Origin of the sequence: Proteiniphilum sp. UBA5463 (assembly GCF_002427225.1) — a bacterium.
GTDB classification, from domain to species: Bacteria; Bacteroidota; Bacteroidia; order Bacteroidales; family Dysgonomonadaceae; genus Proteiniphilum; species Proteiniphilum propionicum.
This window is the reverse complement of record NZ_DIQL01000005.1, coordinates 29,041-48,115: the sequence shown is the minus strand read 5'-3', so window position 1 is coordinate 48,115 and position 19,075 is coordinate 29,041. Positions and strand designations below refer to the sequence as shown.

Annotated in this window: 15 protein-coding genes; 9 read left to right on the top strand and 6 right to left on the bottom strand. The window is 43.0% G+C overall.

The annotated features are described in order from the left end of the window. Positions 1 to 199: 199 nt before the first annotated feature. From B3B27_RS01395 to B3B27_RS01385, 3 genes are all read left to right on the top strand, one after another. Positions 200 to 2,140, top strand: a complete 1,941-nt coding sequence (locus B3B27_RS01395) for a glycogen debranching enzyme N-terminal domain-containing protein (RefSeq protein WP_286846688.1) — start codon at positions 200 to 202, stop codon at positions 2,138 to 2,140. Positions 2,141 to 2,223: 83 nt separating this feature from the next. Continuing rightward, the gene (locus B3B27_RS01390; protein ID WP_238841611.1) at positions 2,224 to 3,480 is read left to right on the top strand and encodes a glycosyltransferase family 4 protein; all 1,257 of its coding nucleotides are present in this window, start codon (positions 2,224 to 2,226) and stop codon (positions 3,478 to 3,480) included. A gap of 41 nt (positions 3,481 to 3,521) precedes the next feature. Then, entirely contained in the window at positions 3,522 to 4,859 is a 1,338-nt protein-coding gene (locus tag B3B27_RS01385; protein ID WP_238841610.1) for a glycoside hydrolase family 57 protein, read from the top strand. Between the two features lie 141 nt (positions 4,860 to 5,000). Here B3B27_RS01385 and rny read toward each other — a convergent pair whose 3' ends face one another. The 3 genes from rny to B3B27_RS01370 form a co-directional block, all read right to left on the bottom strand. Beyond that, entirely contained in the window at positions 5,001 to 6,530 is a 1,530-nt protein-coding gene (gene rny, locus B3B27_RS01380) for a ribonuclease Y (RefSeq protein WP_286833153.1), read from the bottom strand. Between the two features lie 174 nt (positions 6,531 to 6,704). Continuing rightward, positions 6,705 to 7,007 carry a cell division protein ZapA gene (locus B3B27_RS01375; protein WP_238841608.1) on the bottom strand — a complete coding sequence of 101 codons (303 nt, stop codon included), beginning with the start codon at positions 7,005 to 7,007 and terminating at the stop codon, positions 6,705 to 6,707. Between the two features lie 19 nt (positions 7,008 to 7,026). After that, positions 7,027 to 7,317 carry a hypothetical protein gene (locus B3B27_RS01370; RefSeq protein ID WP_238841607.1) on the bottom strand — a complete coding sequence of 97 codons (291 nt, stop codon included), beginning with the start codon at positions 7,315 to 7,317 and terminating at the stop codon, positions 7,027 to 7,029. 395 nt (positions 7,318 to 7,712) lie between these two features. On the opposite strand from B3B27_RS01370, the gene B3B27_RS01365 reads away from it, so the two are divergent. Next, positions 7,713 to 8,375 carry a B3/B4 domain-containing protein gene (locus tag B3B27_RS01365; protein WP_238841606.1) on the top strand — a complete coding sequence of 221 codons (663 nt, stop codon included), beginning with the start codon at positions 7,713 to 7,715 and terminating at the stop codon, positions 8,373 to 8,375. A gap of 110 nt (positions 8,376 to 8,485) precedes the next feature. Here the strand turns inward: B3B27_RS01365 and B3B27_RS01360 are convergent, their stop codons facing one another. Continuing rightward, on the bottom strand, positions 8,486 to 9,631 hold the full coding sequence (locus B3B27_RS01360; protein ID WP_238841605.1) for a sensor histidine kinase: 1,146 nt from the start codon (positions 9,629 to 9,631) through the stop codon (positions 8,486 to 8,488). 18 nt (positions 9,632 to 9,649) lie between these two features. Continuing rightward, the gene (locus B3B27_RS01355) at positions 9,650 to 11,077 is read right to left on the bottom strand and encodes an RsmB/NOP family class I SAM-dependent RNA methyltransferase (protein WP_238841604.1); all 1,428 of its coding nucleotides are present in this window, start codon (positions 11,075 to 11,077) and stop codon (positions 9,650 to 9,652) included. Positions 11,078 to 11,276: 199 nt separating this feature from the next. On the opposite strand from B3B27_RS01355, the gene B3B27_RS01350 reads away from it, so the two are divergent. Beyond that, positions 11,277 to 12,107, top strand: a complete 831-nt coding sequence (locus B3B27_RS01350; RefSeq protein WP_286846684.1) for a sugar phosphate isomerase/epimerase family protein — start codon at positions 11,277 to 11,279, stop codon at positions 12,105 to 12,107. An 11-nt stretch (positions 12,108 to 12,118) separates the two neighbouring features. Here B3B27_RS01350 and B3B27_RS01345 read toward each other — a convergent pair whose 3' ends face one another. Beyond that, positions 12,119 to 13,648 (bottom strand): peptide MFS transporter, encoded by a 1,530-nt coding sequence (locus B3B27_RS01345; protein WP_238841602.1) that lies wholly within the window; start codon positions 13,646 to 13,648, stop codon positions 12,119 to 12,121. A 145-nt stretch (positions 13,649 to 13,793) separates the two neighbouring features. Between B3B27_RS01345 and B3B27_RS01340 the strand changes: the two genes are divergently transcribed. The 4 genes from B3B27_RS01340 (at position 13,794) to B3B27_RS01325 (ending at position 19,073) form a co-directional block, all read left to right on the top strand. After that, positions 13,794 to 14,504: an SAM-dependent methyltransferase gene (locus B3B27_RS01340; RefSeq protein WP_238841601.1), complete on the top strand. Its 711-nt coding sequence runs from the start codon at positions 13,794 to 13,796 to the stop codon at positions 14,502 to 14,504. A gap of 131 nt (positions 14,505 to 14,635) precedes the next feature. Continuing rightward, positions 14,636 to 15,634, top strand: coding sequence for a UDP-N-acetylmuramate dehydrogenase (murB, locus tag B3B27_RS01335; RefSeq protein ID WP_238841600.1), 999 nt, complete (start codon positions 14,636 to 14,638; stop codon positions 15,632 to 15,634). Between the two features lie 30 nt (positions 15,635 to 15,664). Then, positions 15,665 to 16,969, top strand: a complete 1,305-nt coding sequence (gene murA, locus B3B27_RS01330; RefSeq protein WP_238841599.1) for a UDP-N-acetylglucosamine 1-carboxyvinyltransferase — start codon at positions 15,665 to 15,667, stop codon at positions 16,967 to 16,969. Between the two features lie 238 nt (positions 16,970 to 17,207). Next, complete coding sequence (locus B3B27_RS01325) at positions 17,208 to 19,073, top strand: 2-oxoacid:acceptor oxidoreductase subunit alpha (RefSeq protein ID WP_238841598.1); 1,866 nt, start codon at positions 17,208 to 17,210, stop codon at positions 19,071 to 19,073. The last annotated feature ends 2 nt before the right edge of the window (positions 19,074 to 19,075 follow it).

The following is a 19,075-nucleotide window of genomic DNA, read 5'->3' as shown; positions in this document are numbered from 1 at the left end:
TCAGTTGTTATCAGTCCAAATAACTGCATTGCAGTGATATCACATATAAGTCAGCCACTGCTGCTGAGTCGAACCTTATTTAAAACGGTGAAATGTGATGAAATTATTCTTTTTTTGTTTGGGTAATAATTCCAATTTCATTATCTTTCGCAGGAATTAACGGGAAAAACATTTACATACATTACTTTTTAACATGGCGATGAGTTATCTGAAATTCGACAAAGACCTGATAATTAACCTGGAGTACTCTTTATACCGAAACGTATTAAGGACAAACAGAAAAGGAGCTTATCACAATACATCGATATCAGGGTGTAACACAACCAAGTACCAGGGCTTGCTTGTGATGCCAGTACCATATCTGGACGATGAAAACCACCTAATCTTGTCGTCTTTCGATGAGACCGTAATTCAGCACGGAGCCGAGTTTAACCTTGGAATTCATCGTTATGCAGGTGACAACTACAGTCCTAAAGGGCATAAATATATCCGTGAGTTCAACAGCGACAGTGTCCCGAAAACCATTTACCGTGTAGGTGGTGTGGTCCTTTCAAAAGAGATCATGTTCTCATCAAAAGAGAACCGGCTGATGATAAGATATACACTGCTTGATGCACACTCTCCGACTAATATCCGTTTCAGGCCGTTCCTGGGATTCAGGCGCGCATCGCAGCTAACGAGAGAAAACGACCGTGTGGACAAGTCGTATCGCGAGGTGGAAAACGGCATCAGCACTTGCATGTATCCCGGATACCCCGAACTGTTTATGCAGTTTAACAAAAAACCTGAATTTATTTATCATCCCGACTGGTACCGTGACATTGAATATTTGCAAGACCTGCAAAGCGGCGATACCTTTCAGGAAGACCTGTACGTACCGGGGTACTTCGAGATGTCAATTTCGAAAGGTGAAATTATAATCTTCTCTGCGGGAGATATTCTTGTTGACACATCCAGCCTGATAAAAGAGTTCGATTTCGAGATTTATAAACGTACGCCGCGTTCCAATTTTTTCAACTGCCTTAAAAACTCAAGTCATCAATTTTATTACATCCCCGACAGCGACGAATACTTTCTTTTAGCCGGATATCCGTGGTTCAAAGTGCGGGCACGCGACCAATTCATTGCACTCCCTGGCTGCACACTTGCTACAGAAAAGCCAAAGGATTTTGAAAAGATAATGGATTCTGCCATCCCTCATCTGAGAGATTTTATGGAGGATAAGCCTTCGAAAAGCTTTCTCAAACAGATAGAGGACCCTGATGTGCTGCTTTGGGCAACCTGGGCATTGCAGCAATTCTGGCTGGAAAATAAAGAGGTGTTTATTTCTAAATACAGTGATTTTCTGTTTGAGATAATTGATTATATAATCTCCGGGAAACACCCAAACCTGTTTTTTCATAACGACGAGGGACTAATCTCAACAAATGGCCGAAAAGTTGCCGTAAGCTGGATGAATGCTTTAATTGACGGGCATCCTGCCGTACCCAGATCGGGGTATCTTGTTGAATTTAATGCACTTTGGTACAACACACTTAAGTTTGGAGAAGAGGTGGCACTCGAAACTGGCAAAGATAAACTTGCAGCCTCTTTGGAAGAAACAGCCCGATTGTCGGGCAACTCCTTTACTGGGATATTTTTCAACAAGGCAGGTTACCTCTATGATTTTGTTGACGGCACCTATAAAGATCCGGATGTTCGTCCCAACATGATCTTTGCCGTATCATTACCATATTCCCCCCTGATAAGGAGTCAAAAAAAATCGGTAGTAGATTTTGTCACCAAAGAGTTGTTGACCACATGTGGAATACGCTCACTGACACCCAAAAGCGATAAGTTCCGCCCTCATTACACAGGTTCGGAGAACGAGAAAAAATTAGCATATTTCAACGGAATGGCTTTCCCCTGGCTGCTGGGCCCGTATATTGAAGCATATTTGAAAACCTTCCGGCAAAGCGGGTTGTTTCTTGCAGACAGGATTATGGTGGGTATGGAAAACGAGATGCAAAATGATTGTATAGGTTCCATATCTGAATTCTACGATTCCAACCCTCCTTTCATTGCCCATGGTGGATACTCTTTCGCGATGAGTGTTGCGGAGCTTCTCAGAGCACAGCGAATTATGAATTCATACCAATAATGAGTGTCTATTGCAACAAAGAAAAAGAAGGTGTGTAGTTATTAACGGATAAACCGGAACAGGAAATAACAAATATTGGAGAAATGAAAGCATTAATGTTTGGCTGGGAATTCCCGCCACATATACTGGGGGGACTTGGTACTGCAAGTTACGGGCTCACAAAAGGGATGGCCAGGCAGGAGGATCTGGAAACCATTTTCGTTATTCCCAAACCATGGGGCGATGAAGATCAAAGCTTTATTAAGATAATAGGTGCCAACAATACTCCCATCGTATGGCGTGATGTATCGTGGGAAACGGCACAGGCAAAACTGGAGAAATTTATGGATCCTGCCGAATATTACAGGATGAGGGATCACATCTATGCCGATTTCAGCTATTTGAACACAAACGACTTAGGATGCATTGAGTTCTCGGGCAGGTATCCCAACAATATTCTGGAAGAGACCAACAATTACTCTATTGTGGCAGGTGTCATAGCCCGTTCATATGATTTCGATGTTATTCATGCGCACGACTGGCTTACCTACCCCGCTGGACTTCATTCTAAAAGCATTACCGGTAAACCATTGGTAATTCACGTACATGCAACCGAATTCGACCGCAGTCGTGGCAAACCCAATCCAATTGTCTATGGCATTGAAAAGGATGGTATGGATAACTGCGATCACATTATTTGCGTGAGCAATCTGACCAGGCGTACGGTAATTGAAAATTACCATCAGCCACACTGGAAGGTGACTACCGTGCATAACGCCGTAGAACCGCTTAGCCCGGAGATAGAGGCAATTAAGAGAATCTCTGGCGTCTCGGAAAAAGTGGTTACATTCTTAGGGAGAATCACAATGCAGAAGGGGCCTGAATTTTTCGTTGATGCTGCCACTCAGGTCATTCGCAAAACCGATCATATACGTTTTGTGATGGCGGGCAGCGGCGACATGATGGATCAGATGATTCGCCTGGTTGCCGACCGGGGTATTGCCCATAAATTTCATTTCACTGGATTCCTTCGCGGCAAACAGGTATATGAAATGCTTAAATCAAGTGATGTATATGTGATGCCTTCAGTATCGGAGCCGTTCGGTATTTCACCGCTCGAAGCCATGCAGTGCAACGTTCCTAGCATCATTTCTTACCAGTCGGGTTGTTCGGAAATACTGAATAACGTTATCAAGACCGATTACTGGGATGTTGACGCAATGGCCGACGCCATATACTCTATCTGCACCTACCCTGCAATGGCAGAGCATCTGAAGGTAGAGGGGAAAATTGAAGTGGACAATATCAAATGGGAAGACGCCGGCTTAAAAGTTCGTGAAATATACAACAGCCTTATCTGAGAACCAGCATGAGAGAATCAAAAACAATCAAATAAGAAACGATGAAGACAATTTGCTTTTATTTCCAGGTTCACCAACCGTTCCGATTGAAAAGATATCGTTTTTTCAATATCGGCAGAGATCACTACTATTTTGATGACTACGCAAACGAAGATATTCTGCAGCAGATAGCCGCCCGTTCATTCATACCTGCAAACCGTATGCTGCTGGATCTGGTGAACCAATATAAAGGAAAATTTAAAATTGCTTTTTCTATTTCAGGAGTAGCTCTTGAGCAGCTGGAGGTGTATGCTCCCGAAGTAATTGACGGATTTCGTGAACTCAGCAAGACAGGGAACGTTGAATTCCTTACTGAGACATATGCCCATTCGCTCGCCAGCCTCTTCGATCCGGAGGAGTTCCGGCTGCAGGTGAAAAATCATTCGGAACGAATAGAACTGCTTTTTGATCAAAAACCTACCGTTATCCGTAACACGGAACTTATATACTCCGATGAAATAGCCGAAATGGTATACAAGATGGGGTATCACAAGATGATTACTGAGGGAGCCAAGCATATTATCGGCTGGAAGAGCCCTAACTATGTATATCATTCAGCCTCTCAACCCAAACTGAAACTATTGCTCAAAAACAGCCGTTTCAGTGACGATATAGCTTACAGATTTTCCAATTACAGCTGGAATGAATATCCGCTGACTGCCGAGAAATTCATCTCCTGGATTGCTTCTACGCCAGCAGAAGAAAAGGTGATTAACCTGTTTATGAACTACGAGACACTGGGCAACTTGCAACCATCGCACACAGGAATTTTTGAATTTATGAAAGCACTGCCCAGGTTTGCATTTGAAAGAGGAATTGGATTCGCCACCCCCAGCGAAGCAATTGACAACAACAAATCTATTGGAGCCATAGATGTTCCAAATCCCATATCGTGGGCAGATGAAGAGCGTGACCTTAGCTCATGGACTGGCAATAAGCTTCAACGGAGCGCATTGGAGTCGCTTTACAAGATAGGGGAACGTGTACGCCTCTGCACAGATCGCAGGCTTAAGCAGGATTGGGTTTATTTGCAGACAAGCGACCACTTTTACTATATGTCCACCAAACATCATGGCAGCGGGGAAAGCCACTTTAGCCCTTACATGTCACCATATGATGCTTTCAATAACTATATGAACGTTTTGAGCGACTTCATCGGGCGTGTGAAAGCGCAGTACCCCGACACAGTGGATAACGAGGAACTGAATGCGCTACTCACTACCATTCATAATCAGGAGATGGAGATAAAGCGCCTTCAGATGGAGTTGAAAAAGGTGATCGGAACAAATGAGGAATTACTGGTGGGAAAAAGTAAGAAAGCACAAAAAATTGTAAAGTAAAAACCCGTAGCATGTAAACTCCCGACAACGTTTAAACACTATCGGCATGTGAACACCAGACATCATGTATGATATAGAAAAAGGAGCATTTAATGCTCCTTTTATTTTATATGTCGGAAACGCCGGTTTGTTTTATATAGCCTATTTAGCGTAGCTCACTGCACGTGTCTCGCGAATAACAGTAATCTTCACCTGTCCCGGATAGGTCATCTCGGTCTGTATCTTTCGAGCGATATCGGCTGAAAGCTTTTCTGTATCCTGATCATCTATCTTATCGGCTCCAACAATAACACGGAGTTCACGTCCCGCCTGAATGGCATATGTTTTTAAAACACCGGGATAAGAGAGAGCCATATTTTCAAGGTCGTTCAACCGTTTAATATATGCCTCCACTATCTCACGCCGAGCTCCGGGACGTGCTCCGGAAATAGCATCACACACCTGAACAATGGGCGCCAGCAGAGTAGTCATCTCTACCTCATCGTGATGTGAGCCTATTGCATTACAAATATCAGGTTTTTCCTTGAATTTTTCAGCAAGTTTCATACCAAGCACAGCGTGTGGAAGTTCGGGCTCATCATCGGGAACCTTACCTATATCATGCAATAACCCGGCACGCTTTGCTTTTTTGGGATTCAATCCAAGCTCAGAAGCCATTATCGCACAAAGATTGGCTGTCTCACGCGAGTGCTGCAACAGATTTTGCCCGTAAGATGAACGATATTTCATTTTCCCCACCATACGGATCAGCTCGGGATGAAGTCCATGAATTCCCAAATCTATAATGGTACGCTTACCTGTCTCCACAATCTCCTCCTCTATTTGCTTCCTCACTTTTGAAACAACCTCTTCTATGCGGGCAGGATGAATGCGCCCATCGGCTACAAGTTGATGCAGTGAAAGGCGTGCAATTTCACGTCGTACCGGATCGAAGCCCGACAAAACAATTGCTTCGGGGGTATCATCAACCACAATCTCAACTCCTGTAGCTGCTTCCAAGGCGCGAATATTTCTTCCTTCACGGCCTATGATCCGCCCTTTTACCTCATCGGAGTCTATATGGAACACTGTAATGGCATTCTCAATTGACGTCTCTGTTGCCACTCGCTGAATAGTCTGTATTACAATACGTTTAGCCTCTTTGTTTGCAGTCATTTTGGCCTCTTCCATAATGTCGTTTACATATGACTGCGCATCGGTCTTGGCTTCTTCTTTCAAGGACTCTACCAAGCGCTCCTTGGCCTCCTCTGCCGAAAGCCCTGAAATGGTTTCCAGCTTCTCAACCGATTGTCTGTGCAAACGATCCAGCTCTGAACTTTTCTTATCAAGAAATTCCTGCTGATTAACCAGATTCATTTTAGATTCATCAAGCTCAATAAATTTCTTGTTCAGTTCATCCTGCTTCTGGTTTATCGTCATTTCACGTTGTTTCAGCCTGTTTTCAGTAATTTGAATTTTAGACGTACGTGCATTTGCCTGCTTCTCTGCTTCCGTTTTCATTGCGAGGATCTCCTCTTTGGCTTCAAGCAATAATTTCTTCTTTATTACCTCAGCATCCTTTTCTGCGTCGCTCAAAATGTTCTGAGCACGCGAATTGGCCATCTTACCGGTGATAAACCAGGCAACAGCCGCCCCTATTACCAATCCGATAATTCCTATAACTATTCCCATATTTCGTATTATTAATTTATTTATATTCTCTTGCCGGATTCATAATTAATACTCCGGAAAGAAGTTCTTTGTCCTATCTCTTAAATAAATAAAAAAAGCACACAATTAAGCCTATCACAACTAATGTGCCTAAAAGGTGCGTTTATACATACCCCTTTATATAAGAGGTATGAATTATTTTCTCAGATAATTATCCAACTCGTTAATTAACGAATCTATTTTATCTTCAAAGGGTTTCGTATTATTCTTATCACCGAGTGAAAAATTCTCTGCCAATGCCTGAATGGCCGTCATAGCCATAAAATCCTGTGTTGTAAGGTTAGAGTTGCCCCCACCGTAAGCAACACGGTATTGGTTTATTTTACTGTTTATCTTTTTAGCGGCTTCACGGAATGCCTGTTCTTCCGATAGCTCAATTTTCAGCGGATACCTCCTGCCGGCAATCTCTAATGTTAATAATAATTTCTCGTCGCCCATCACATAAATTTCTTAAAGGTTATTTCAACAAATTTATGCACTTATCAACTTCTCGCACCAATTTCGACAGCCTGGCCTTCGCGATATCCACATCTACCGATGAAGCAGTAATGGTCCGGGCTATTTTTAAACTGTCATATTTTGTTTTCAACTGCTCAAGTTCTTCAACCGTAGCGCTCAACTGATTATACTTCGACTGTATCTCTGTCTTTAATCGAGCGTTTTCGTCTTTCAATGAGTCACATAAAAACATCACCTGTTTTATTCGCACCTCCAGATCGATAAGCAGTTTATCATGTTTCTCAGCCATATGAAAACAAAAATTCACGCAAATATAGTTATTGCTACAGACTTACACAAATTAATCGGTTCTTATTTTTTAGAATATATAAATAATTAATACTACTGATTTTTACTAAGGTTGGATATTTAAATTTGCTTCCAGACTTTCTCATACATTCATAATGTGTGAATATAGCTAAATATAAGGTGTGATGATGTTTTGCGTTGCATGGAAGCACGCTAAGTGTTTTCTGCACTTTATTAGGCCAGATTCGGGCAAGGGCAGCATTAGGCCAGATTCGAGAGAGGGCAGCGAAACATCACCTGTCGAACTTTTTGTGTTATATTTTTTATCTTTGTGTAAAGTTTGAAGCGGATTAATGGAGATTAGATGAGATTTATAGAAATTGATAAAGGTTAATAATGGAGGTGAGGAATATTACAATAAGCGAAGAAATTTTAGAGGTATGTCCTGAATTTAGCATGGCAGCGATTACTTGTGAAGTAATTAATAGCCCGTTTAATGCCAGTTTATGGCAGGAGATCCAGTATTTTTCAAGTCGGTTTGCCTCAAAGCACAATATTGAAGATATCAAAAAAAGGCCGGCAATACTCGCCACGCGGCAAGTGTACAAAAAGCTGGGGAAAGACCCAAACCGTTACCGGCCTTCAGCTGAGGCTTTATGCCGAAGGATTCTGAAAGACCAGAAACTTTATCAGATCGGCACACTGGTAGATCTGGTCAACCTGGTTTCACTTAAAACCGGCTATTCAATTGGCGGTTTCGATGATGATAAGATTCAGGGAGGCCTGGTTCTGGGTGTAGGTGAAGCAGGCGAGAAGTTCAATGCTATTGGCAGAGGGCTAATGAATATTGAAGGATTACCCGTTTACCGTGATAAGCTTAGTGGAATCGGTACCCCAACAAGTGATGAAGAGCGCACAAAGATCACAGCCGGTACTACACGCCTGTTAATGCTAATCAACGGATATTCAGGTAAAGAGGGGCTGCAGGAGGCAGTTGATTATTCGGTGGATTTATTGAAAAATTATGCCGGGGCATCAGAAGTAACAGTTACACTCTAAGAAAGATATTCGCTTAACAGATTTTCTTTTGGTTTTGTATGGAAAAAAATGTTTGCACTCAAATAATAGTATTCGCCTAACTAGCTTATTTCAGGATAAAAAATTATTGATCAAGTTTTAAGGTTTTTACTTAATTCAATGCGAAAAGTGGTGCCTTTGCCCAGTTCAGATCTCTTTACAAAGATTTTCCCGCCATGGCTCACTTCAACTATTCTTTTCACAAGTGAGAGCCCCAATCCCCACCCTCTCTCTTTGGTGGTGTACCCGGGTGTAAATATTGTTTTGAATTTCGATTTATGGATACCCCTGCCCGTGTCGGAAACATCCAGTATAACCCTGTTTCCCTTCTCGGTGATTGCAAACATCATGGTTCCCTTCCCCTGCATGGCATCCACCCCGTTTTTGGCCATATTCTCGATCACCCAGCCGAACAGCGATTCATTCAGCAATGTAATTACCGGTTGTTCTGGTAAAAGCGTACGAAATATCACTTCTCCTGAAACGCGCTTCTCAAGATATGACAACGAGCCGGTAATAACCTCACGCAAGTCGGCATTTGTGAGATCTGGTGTTGAACCGATTTTCGAGAAGCGCTCTGCAATCACCTGGAGACGTGTAATATCTTTATCAATCTCAGACAGCAGGCAGGAATCCACTCCCTTCATCCTTAGATATTCCACCCAGCCCATAAGCGATGATACCGGTGTCCCCAACTGATGCGCTGTCTCTTTAGATAAGCCAGCCCACACCTTGTTCTGTTCTGCCCTTTGCGTACGGTTCAGTGCAAAAAAAGCCAAACCAATAAAGAGGGCTATCACCAACAGTTCCACATAGGGATAGATCTGCAGCTGTTTAAGAGTATGCGAGTCATCGTAATAAAGCAACTGGTTCATTTCGTCCAACACAATAGGATTATGCCTCCGGCCAAACTCTTCAGTTTTATTTTGCAGAAATACCTCCATATCCTCTTCCGGAAGCTTTATATTGCGAGGTATTAGCCTACCCGTTCCTTTATCATAAAGAATAACAGGAATAGTGTTGTTACTCTCCAGAATTGTCAAAACCAAAGACATATCAACTTCATCATTTGAAGCCATCGACTCGGTAGCAAGCGCCCATATCTCCATTTTGCGCCGCTCTTCATTGGCCAGCTCATTGACCAGCCTGTTTGATAACAGCAGCGACAGTAATGCACCGGCGATTGCCAGTGTTACAAACAGGTATATGAGTGGTTGCCGGAATTGAATATGGAACATAGGGCTTTAGTCTTATAATTAGGGATGAACCGTTTTAATATAAGTATTCGGATGAAAGATCTCAGGTGAATTATCAGGGAAATGGCCGCTGCGGATACGCCACTCGTGAGGATACAGATTATTAGCCCGGCTTCCGAGGTTCTTTACAAAGCCAATAGGTTCATCATTATATGTAAGCAGCAAAAAACCTTTTGGTGCATCGGGACAAACAATGCTTTCTCTCCGGAGATATGCGATAGCCTTTTCATAATTCACACTGTAACGAGGGAATACTCTGGCGTTGAGTTTTCTGTTCATGGCAAGAATATGCGAAGGAATGAAATCCTTACCTTTGTATTCACCTATTTCTATTCCCATGGAGACAACATTTAAACGTTCGTTTAAAGAAATTAACAATTCCAGCTGTTCTGCAGGCAGAGCATGTACAGAATGACCTGACTCTAAAAAACAGAAAGAGTCGGGGGTTACCAAAAAATTCGAGTAATAAGATCGTTCCTTCAATAACAGTGATGTTTTCTTTTTATTCTTTACAGTTGCAAGCACCTTTTTAAATCCCTGTTCCTCAGATTTTTTTAAAATGGTTACAAATAACCCCTCGCCTCTTGTTTTATGCGGAAAAAAACGATAGCCGGGCACCCGATTGTCGAACGAGGAGGAGATTCCCCACCCTTGATCAATATCAACCTGCACAAATTCGGCATTCCACTTCCCTGCTGTTTTGAGAACATTTTCTTCATTCTCTGCAACATTATATGTACAGGTGCTGTAAACAAGCACTCCTCCGGGTTTGAGAGCCGGCCACACATCGTTCAAAATATCTTTTTGCCGTGCTGCACATAGTCGCACACTGTTTACGGACCACTCACTTATCGCCTCCTTATCTTTACGAAACATCCCTTCACCGGAGCAGGGTGCATCAACAAGTATAAAATCGAAAAGTTGAGGGAAACTGTTAAATTCGTTTGGAGCGTTATTTGTGACCATTACGTTGGAATATCCTGATTTTGCAATTGTCTCGGATAATACATTGGCACGCTGACGGACCACTTCATTGCTAACCAGCAGGCTTCCTTCGGAAAGTGAGGAAAGAATGGAGAGCGATTTCCCCCCGGGAGCAGCACACAAATCGAGGCAGGTTACCGGATGTGTAAATAATTGCCGCACAATATGCTCTATAAACATTGAAGAGGCTTCCTGCACATAGTAATACCCGCTGTGGAATAGAGGATCGAATGTGAAAGCCGGACGTTCTTCCAGATAAAATCCCCATCGGGACCATGGAACACGTTGCACCGGCTCTGCAAATGCCATAGGATTGCGTTCCGTTTTAACCGGGTTCAGGCGGATGCTTATCGGCGCATCGCCAGTTAGCGCTGTAAGGAATGATTCCGTTTCATCTTCCAATAAAGGCCTGACAGATTTGGTAAAATCGTTGGGTAATTTCATCACAAACACGTTTAAGCTACAAAGATAAAAGGTTTTTTGAAGTAATAATCCCGTTCATATTCATAAAGATAAATATGAGATGTTATTTGCTGGGAAAAAAGAGAATAAATAAATGCAGATTAAAAAAACAGGTGCAGCTGCAAATATTTATAAAATTTCAACTATCTTTGTGTACGTACACAATAAAAATGTAAAAAACATGAGAAAAACTTTTTTAATAACGGGATTAATGGTATCACTCGTGATTTCAGCACAAGAACGGCCTGACCCTCAACCGGCACCGGAAACATTCGAAAAGTTCAATATTGGCATGGCAGGCTATACATTTGCAAACTTTGATCTTGACAAGACACTGGAGATAATGGAAAAGTGCGATGTTAAATATCTATGTATAAAAGACTTCCACCTTCCTTTCAAAAGTACGGGCCCCGAGATTGCCGCTTTTCACAACAAGCTTGCCTCCAAAGGAATAACAGGTTATGCCGTAGGCCCTATCTACATGAGGTCAGAAAAAGAGATCGATGATGCATTCGAGTATGCAAAACGTGTAGGCGTGAAATTGATTGTTGGTGTTCCCAACTATGAGCTGCTGCCTTATGTCGACAAGAAAGTGAAAGAGTATGATATGCGCTATGCTATTCATCTGCATGGCCCGGACATGCCTTTGTATCCTGATGCCGATGATGTTTGGGAAAATGTAAAGAATCTGGATCAGCGTATCGGCATGTGCTTGGATGTGGGGCATGACACACGAAATGGAAAAGATCCTGTAAAAGACCTGAAGAAATACCACTCACGTGTGTTCGATATCCATATCAAAGATGTTACAGGAGCTTCCAAAGCCGGTTATTCAGTTGAGGTAGGACGAGGCATCATCGACTTCCCGGCTTTTGTGAAGATGCTACGCAAAATGGGATACACAGGAGTATGCAGCCTTGAGCATGAACGTAATATGAAAGATCCTTTTCTGGGTATTGCAGAATCAATCGGCTATTTCAGAGGCATTATTGCGTCTACCGCAGGCAAATGAGCATATTTAAACTACCGTACGCCATGCATCAGTTTATTTAATTGCCTGGACAAAAGGAGCAGGATAAAAGAAGCAACTGCGGCCATCACTACAAACACCATAAAAAAATCGAAGAGGGTGGAAATCTCAATCCCGAGAAGCGATTTCACCTTTCCCTCCTCGGGATAAAGTGAACTTAATGCGCCTGCCAGCTTATTGGCTGTCGCCATTGAGAGATACCAGACCCCCATCAAAAGTGATGCAAAACGTACTGGGGACAGCTTGTTTACCATGGAAAGACCAATGGGAGAGAGGCAGAGCTCTCCCATTGTGTGAATGAAATATAACCCGGTAAGCCAAAGAATACTCACCTTCACACCCGGCTCCACACCCTGCACGCCAAAGGCAATAAGGAGATATCCCAGAGAGAGAAGCAACAGTCCCACAGCCTGTTTCACCGGCGAGGACGGCTCTATGTTTTTTGCTCCAAGTGAGAGCCACAAGCGTGCGAAGATAGGCGCCAGCAGAATAACGAAGACAGCATTAAACGATTGAAACCAACTTGTGGGCATTGTCCATCCAAGAATTTCACGATTAGTCTGTTCAGCAGCGAAATAGGTTAATGAGATCCCTGCCTGCTCAAATGCAGACCAGAAGAAAATCACGAAAAAAGCGATGATATATATTACCCAGATACGGTGACGCTCAATCTTGGTCAGCGACTTGTCAGAGATAACAAAAGCCGGCACAATTATAGTGGCAGTGTATATCAAAGCACCTATAAAATCATTATTGAACAGATACATAAAACCTGCAAACAGAGCAATCGTACCCAAAAACCATAATGCGATCTCTTTGAAGGTGTATTTTACAATAGTAGCTGCACCTGTTTTTTCCGATTTCTTCATTGCAGCAGGTTCAACACCTATGGAATTTCCATGGGGATCAACCAAATATTTATCTTTTCGGGCAACAAACAGGATTAGACATATGACAGAGACAAGGGCTGCAACAAGAAAGCCCCATTTAAAATCGGCTGGATTACCCGTGTCACCCAAAAATCCACAAATGAGAGGAGCTGCAAACGCACCCAGATTAACTCCCATGTAAAAAATGGTATAGGCTGAATCGAGGCGCCTGTCACCGGGCTCATATAGCTGCCCTACAAATGTTGAAACATTTGGTTTGAAAAAGCCGTTGCCAAATATCAACGCACCAAGGCCTGTATACATCAGCAATTTTGCAGCTTCCGGATGTTGAAAATAAAGCGCACTGAAAAACATAAATAGCTGACCGATAACCATCAGCACCGTACCCAGTAAAACCGATCGCCTCATCCCCCAGTACTTATCAGCAACATACCCACCTATCAGCGGAGTAAGATATACTAGCCCGGTATAATTCCCGTATATAAGAGAAGAGAGTTCCTTATCTATCATGAGGGCTTTAATCATGTAGAGAACAAAAAGTGCGCGCATGCCGTAGTATCCGAAACGTTCGGCAATGGAGATGGAGAATACAAAATAAAGTCCTTTGGGGTGTTTTGCAGAATTTGCTGTCATAAAAGTAAGTGTTATAAAACAACAAAAGTAACCAATTTAACCCACTTGAGCTTAACATTCAGGTGATCATTTCCGATATCTCTGAAAAAAAGGCTTGCTTTGCCCTATTTTGACTATTTTTGTATTCAAAAGCTTCGAAATTGAGATGAGAAATCCAGCCCTTTATTTAATTCCTGTTTTACTTGGCGACACCGCTGTTGAAAAGGTGATACCCGAGTATAACATTTATGTGGTATCGCAACTGAAATACTTTATAGTGGAGAATGTTCGCTCTGCAAGGCGTTTTTTGAAAAAATGCGATCCCGGTATCGATGTGGATTCTCTGGCCTTTTATGAACTCAACAAGCATACCGACAAAAGGCTGCTGTCAGGATATCTGTCGCCAATGAAATCGGGAGAGAGCATAGGTGTAATTTCCGAAGCAGGATGTCCCGCCGTGGCAGATCCGGGTGCCGATGTTGTGGCTATTGCCCAGCAGGAAGGATACCGGGTGATTCCCTTAGTAGGCCCCTCATCTATTCTTATGGCGATAATGGCGTCAGGATTCAACGGACAGAGTTTTGCATTTCACGGCTACTTGCCTATCGATGCATCAGAACGTATAAAACAGCTGAAACAATTAGAGGCAAGAGCTTACTCGGAAGATCAGACACAACTTTTTATAGAGACACCATACCGGAATCAAAAAATGGCTGAGGATATTCTGCAGCATTGCAAACCAAAGACCAGACTCTGCATCGCAATAAATATTTCGTGTGAAGATGAGTTTATAGTTACAAGAAATGTGAAAGCATGGAAGGGAAAGCTGCCTGATATGCATAAAAAGCCGGCTGTTTTCCTTATTTACAGAGGATAAAATATGATCAGGCACATGGCATTTAAGTTGCGGCTTGCAAAAATTAATTGCAGTTAAAGACCTATGAATTATATAATACCCGGAAAGTAAATTCAAACGATAAACCCCGGGAAGAAAATTAATATTTGAAAATGCTTATTCAACATAACGTACAACTTCAACCATACAACTCATTCCGTACGAAAGCAGTTGCTAAATTGTATTGCGAACCTCAAACAACAGAGGAGCTGTCTGAGATAATAAAAAGCTGTCGAGACCAACAGAAGCTGGTTATGGGAGCAGGCTTTAATATGTTTTTCACGAAGGATTTCGATGGCCTCATCATTAGGCCGGGCATGCAGTATATTCGTATGCTGTCGGAATCGGATGATAATATTGAAATTGAGGCCGGCGCCGCCATAGAATGGGACAAATTCGTGGAATATTGTGTCACAGCCGGATATGCGGGCCTGGAAAACCTCTCGATGATCCCTGGCACAGTAGGTGCAGGGCCTGTGCAGAATATCGGAGCCTACGGAACTGAAATAGGTGAAACAATCATTCAGGTGAAGGCTGTTGACCTATGTTCCGGTGAGTATAGAGTTTTCACAAACGAAGAGTGTGAATTTGCTTACCGCGACAGCATATTTAAGCGGGAGCATCGCTTCGCAATAACTTCTGTAATTTTCAGGCTGAGTAAATCGTTTTCATATAAAGAGAAATATATTGACCTGGGGCGCGAACTTGAAAATGTGGCCACTCCAACACTCTTGCAGGTACGTGAAGCAATAATCCGTATCAGAACACGAAAACTACCGGATCACAATGTTCTCCCCAACGCAGGCAGCTTCTTCAAAAACCCAATCCTTACCAAGGAAGAAAAAGAGCACCTGCAACACAAACTGGCTGATGCCCCTGTTTATAAAGCAGGAGATACAGAGTTTAAGACATCGGCGGCTTTTCTGATCGATAAGGCCGGTTACAAAGGCAAACGACAAGGGATGGTGGGCACATATGAACATCATCCACTTGTAATAGTTAATTACGGTACCGATAATGGGCAGGATATTGTGAATTTTATGAATGAAGTCCGGGAGGAAGTTTTGAAACAGTTTGGCGTGAATCTGGAGCCGGAAGTGTGGATTTTTTAATATTCTGATTTAAAACAGTAAAAAAGATATATGTCATCATTTGTTATTGAAGGCGGACGAAGCCTGAAAGGAGAGATTATACCACAAGGAGCCAAGAATGAGGCCCTGCAGGTAATATGTGCCACATTGCTGACACGGGAAGAGGTAATTATTGAAAATATTCCGGATATACTGGATGTAAAGAACCTTATCTCACTGCTTGAAGATATGGGAGTGGAGGTTAAAAAAATTAGCCTGGATACTTTTTCCTTCCAAGCCTGCAATATTAATCTGGCATATACACGAACAAAGGACTTTATGCTTAAATCGGCTGCACTCCGCGGCTCCATCATGTTAATTGGCCCGCTGTTGGCGAGGTTTGGACGCGCTGTCATACCAAAGCCCGGGGGCGACAAGATAGGCAGGCGAAGGCTTGATACCCATCTCAACGGCATCATGAAGCTGGGCGCGGAGCTTGTTATAGATGAAAAAGAACAGCTTTTCAGCCTAACCGCCGAAAAACTTACGGGACAATACATTCTGCTCGACGAGGCATCAGTCACAGGAACAGCAAATCTGTTGATGGCTGCCGTTTTTGCCGAGGGAGAAACTATCATCTACAACGCCGCCTGCGAGCCATATGTGGAGCAGCTGAGCCATATGCTTGTACGTATGGGTGCAAAAATTGAAGGTATCGGTTCAAACAGGTTAACGGTTAAGGGGGTAACGGGACTTTCGGGTTGCCGCCACCGTCTGCTTCCCGACATGATAGAAATTGGAAGCTTCATCGGCATGGCTGCCATGACCGCCTCCGAAATCACAATCAAAGATACATCAGAAGCAAACCTGGGCATTATACCAGAAAGCTTTCGCCGTCTTGGCATTACCGTTGAACAGAGGGGAAACGATCTTTATATACCACAACAAGAAGGATACACTATTGAGTCGTTTATCGACGGATCCATTCTCACCATTGCCGATGCACCATGGCCAGGACTCACACCCGACCTGCTAAGCATAATACTTGTGGTTGCGACCAAAGCTGAGGGGTGTGTGCTTATTCATCAGAAAATGTTTGAAAGCAGGCTCTTCTTTGTAGATAAACTGATAGATATGGGAGCACAGATTATTCTGTGTGACCCGCACCGGGCAACGGTTATAGGGCTGGGCAGCCGTTTCAGGCTACGGGGCATGACAATGACATCGCCAGACATACGCGCGGGAATCTCACTGCTTATCGCAGCCATGAGCGCCAAAGGAACAAGCACAATACACAATATTGACCAGATCGACCGCGGCTATCAGCATATCGATACACGACTGAATGCGCTGGGTGCAAGTATTGAAAGAAAATAAATTAAATTTGCTTTTTAAACAACTCTTTTATTACTTTGCATCTGTTTTTAAATGATTATTCTCAGATTATTAAATTTAAATTTTTCAACCGCCTCATTTGAGGTGGACAATAGCGTTTTTTAGCACATACTCTTGATAATCACTCAATAAAATAACTACAACAGTCATAGGCTGCTTTGCTGAACCAAGAGTTGATTGCAATATTATAAACTTTTCAAATAACCACATAATAAGAATTATGCCAAAAAATTCGGTCGTAACCGACATTAAACAGGTAACCATACGTTTCTCAGGCGATTCCGGTGACGGAATGCAGCTTTCGGGGACGTTATTCTCTACGCTATCAGCTATCTTTGGAAATGAAATAGCAACATTCCCAGATTATCCGGCTGAAATCCGTGCGCCGCAAGGATCACTGCACGGTGTATCCGGATTTCAGGTGCGTATCGGGGCCAAAGACGTGTATAATTCAGGGGACAAAACAGATGTTTTAGTTGCAATGAACCCAGCGGCGCTGAAAGTAAACTCACAGTTTCTGAAAAAAGGATCTATTGTACTTTATGACACAGATTCATTTCAGAAAAAAGATCTCGACAAAGCTCTGTTCAAAACTTCAGATCCTTTTGCAGAACTTAATCTGAGCCATGTGCAACCTATTGGAGTAGGAATCACATCTCTTACAAAAGCATCGCTGGAAGATTCAGGGCTGGACAACAAAGATATGCTTCGCAGCAAAAACATGTTTGCCCTGGGAGTGGTATGCTGGCTCTTTAACCGGCCTCTGGAGATTGCAGACAGGCTGCTGGAGCAGAAATTTTCAAAGAAACCGAAACTGGTGGAGGCAAACATTAAAGCGCTTACCGACGGGTACAACTATGGGCACAACATACATCTGACAGCATCGACTTACAGAATAGAACCTGTTGAAGGGAACAAGGGTTTATATACCGATATAAACGGGAATACAGCTACCGCATACGGATTGATAGCTGCTGCCGAAAAAGCGGGTGTCCAGCTCTTTCTCGGTTCCTACCCTATTACACCTGCTACCGATATTTTGCATGAGCTCTCAAAAAGAAAAGACTTCGGAGTAAAAGCACTGCAGATGGAAGATGAGATCGCCGGAATAACATCAGCTATTGGTGCCAGTTTTGCGGGGTGCCTGGCAGCTACATCTACCTCGGGACCGGGATTATCGCTGAAGAGTGAGGGACTGGGGCTGGCGGTGATGGCTGAACTTCCACTGGTGTTAATAGATGTACAGCGAGGCGGCCCTTCTACGGGATTGCCTACCAAAAGTGAACAGACCGACCTCAATCAGGCTTTGTATGGGCGCAATGGCGAGAGCCCGCTTGTTGTTATGGCGGCTAAATCACCGACGGACTGCTTCGACTCTGCCTTTGAGGCTTCAAAAATAGCACTTGAGCACATGACACCGGTCATCTTGCTTACTGACGGTTATATTGCAAACGGTGCTTCGGCATGGAAAATCCCCGATTTAAATGAATATCCTGATATAAAGCCACCCTATGTGCAAAACCATTTCAATGGAGATCCGGGGGAATGGAGGCCATTTCTAAGAAACGAAAAGACGCTCGTAAGATACTGGGGCGTACCAGGTACCCCAAAGTATATGCATCGCATAGGTGGCTTGGAAAAAGATCAGTTTACAGGCGTCATTTCAACTAATCCTGACAATCACCAGATTATGGTAAATATACGCAGGAACAAAATAGAAAAGATAGCTGATTTTATACCCGACCAGAAGGTTATGGGGGATGAAAATGCCGACACTTTGATAGTGGGATGGGGAGGGACATATGGTCATCTGCTGGAAGCCTCTTTACGCATCAGAGATAATGGGAAAAAAATTGCATTCACCCAATTCAAACATATCTCTCCGCTTCCACGAAACACATACGATTTATTGAAAAAATACAAGAAGGTGATTGTGGCAGAACAAAACAACGGACAGTTTGCCGCTTACCTGAGTGGTAAGTTTCAGGATCTTAAAAACATTCACAGGTTCAACCGTGTGGAAGGCCAGCCTTTTAAAGTGAGTGAACTGGTGAAAGAATTTACAAAAATAATGGAGGAAAAATAAGT

What these genes read in the sequence shown, in the direction of transcription:
- B3B27_RS01395 (WP_286846688.1), top strand. Translation starts at nt 200, where the DNA reads ATGAGTTATCTGAAATTCGACAAAGACCTGATAATTAACCTGGAGTAC.
- B3B27_RS01390 (WP_238841611.1), top strand. Translation starts at nt 2,224, where the DNA reads ATGAAAGCATTAATGTTTGGCTGGGAATTCCCGCCACATATACTGGGG.
- B3B27_RS01385 (WP_238841610.1), top strand. Translation starts at nt 3,522, where the DNA reads ATGAAGACAATTTGCTTTTATTTCCAGGTTCACCAACCGTTCCGATTG.
- rny (WP_286833153.1), bottom strand. Translation starts at nt 6,530, where the DNA reads ATGGGAATAGTTATAGGAATTATCGGATTGGTAATAGGGGCGGCTGTT.
- B3B27_RS01375 (WP_238841608.1), bottom strand. Translation starts at nt 7,007, where the DNA reads ATGGGCGACGAGAAATTATTATTAACATTAGAGATTGCCGGCAGGAGG.
- B3B27_RS01370 (WP_238841607.1), bottom strand. Translation starts at nt 7,317, where the DNA reads ATGGCTGAGAAACATGATAAACTGCTTATCGATCTGGAGGTGCGAATA.
- B3B27_RS01365 (WP_238841606.1), top strand. Translation starts at nt 7,713, where the DNA reads ATGGAGGTGAGGAATATTACAATAAGCGAAGAAATTTTAGAGGTATGT.
- B3B27_RS01360 (WP_238841605.1), bottom strand. Translation starts at nt 9,631, where the DNA reads ATGTTCCATATTCAATTCCGGCAACCACTCATATACCTGTTTGTAACA.
- B3B27_RS01355 (WP_238841604.1), bottom strand. Translation starts at nt 11,077, where the DNA reads ATGAAATTACCCAACGATTTTACCAAATCTGTCAGGCCTTTATTGGAA.
- B3B27_RS01350 (WP_286846684.1), top strand. Translation starts at nt 11,277, where the DNA reads ATGAGAAAAACTTTTTTAATAACGGGATTAATGGTATCACTCGTGATT.
- B3B27_RS01345 (WP_238841602.1), bottom strand. Translation starts at nt 13,648, where the DNA reads ATGACAGCAAATTCTGCAAAACACCCCAAAGGACTTTATTTTGTATTC.
- B3B27_RS01340 (WP_238841601.1), top strand. Translation starts at nt 13,794, where the DNA reads ATGAGAAATCCAGCCCTTTATTTAATTCCTGTTTTACTTGGCGACACC.
- murB (WP_238841600.1), top strand. Translation starts at nt 14,636, where the DNA reads ATGCTTATTCAACATAACGTACAACTTCAACCATACAACTCATTCCGT.
- murA (WP_238841599.1), top strand. Translation starts at nt 15,665, where the DNA reads ATGTCATCATTTGTTATTGAAGGCGGACGAAGCCTGAAAGGAGAGATT.
- B3B27_RS01325 (WP_238841598.1), top strand. Translation starts at nt 17,208, where the DNA reads ATGCCAAAAAATTCGGTCGTAACCGACATTAAACAGGTAACCATACGT.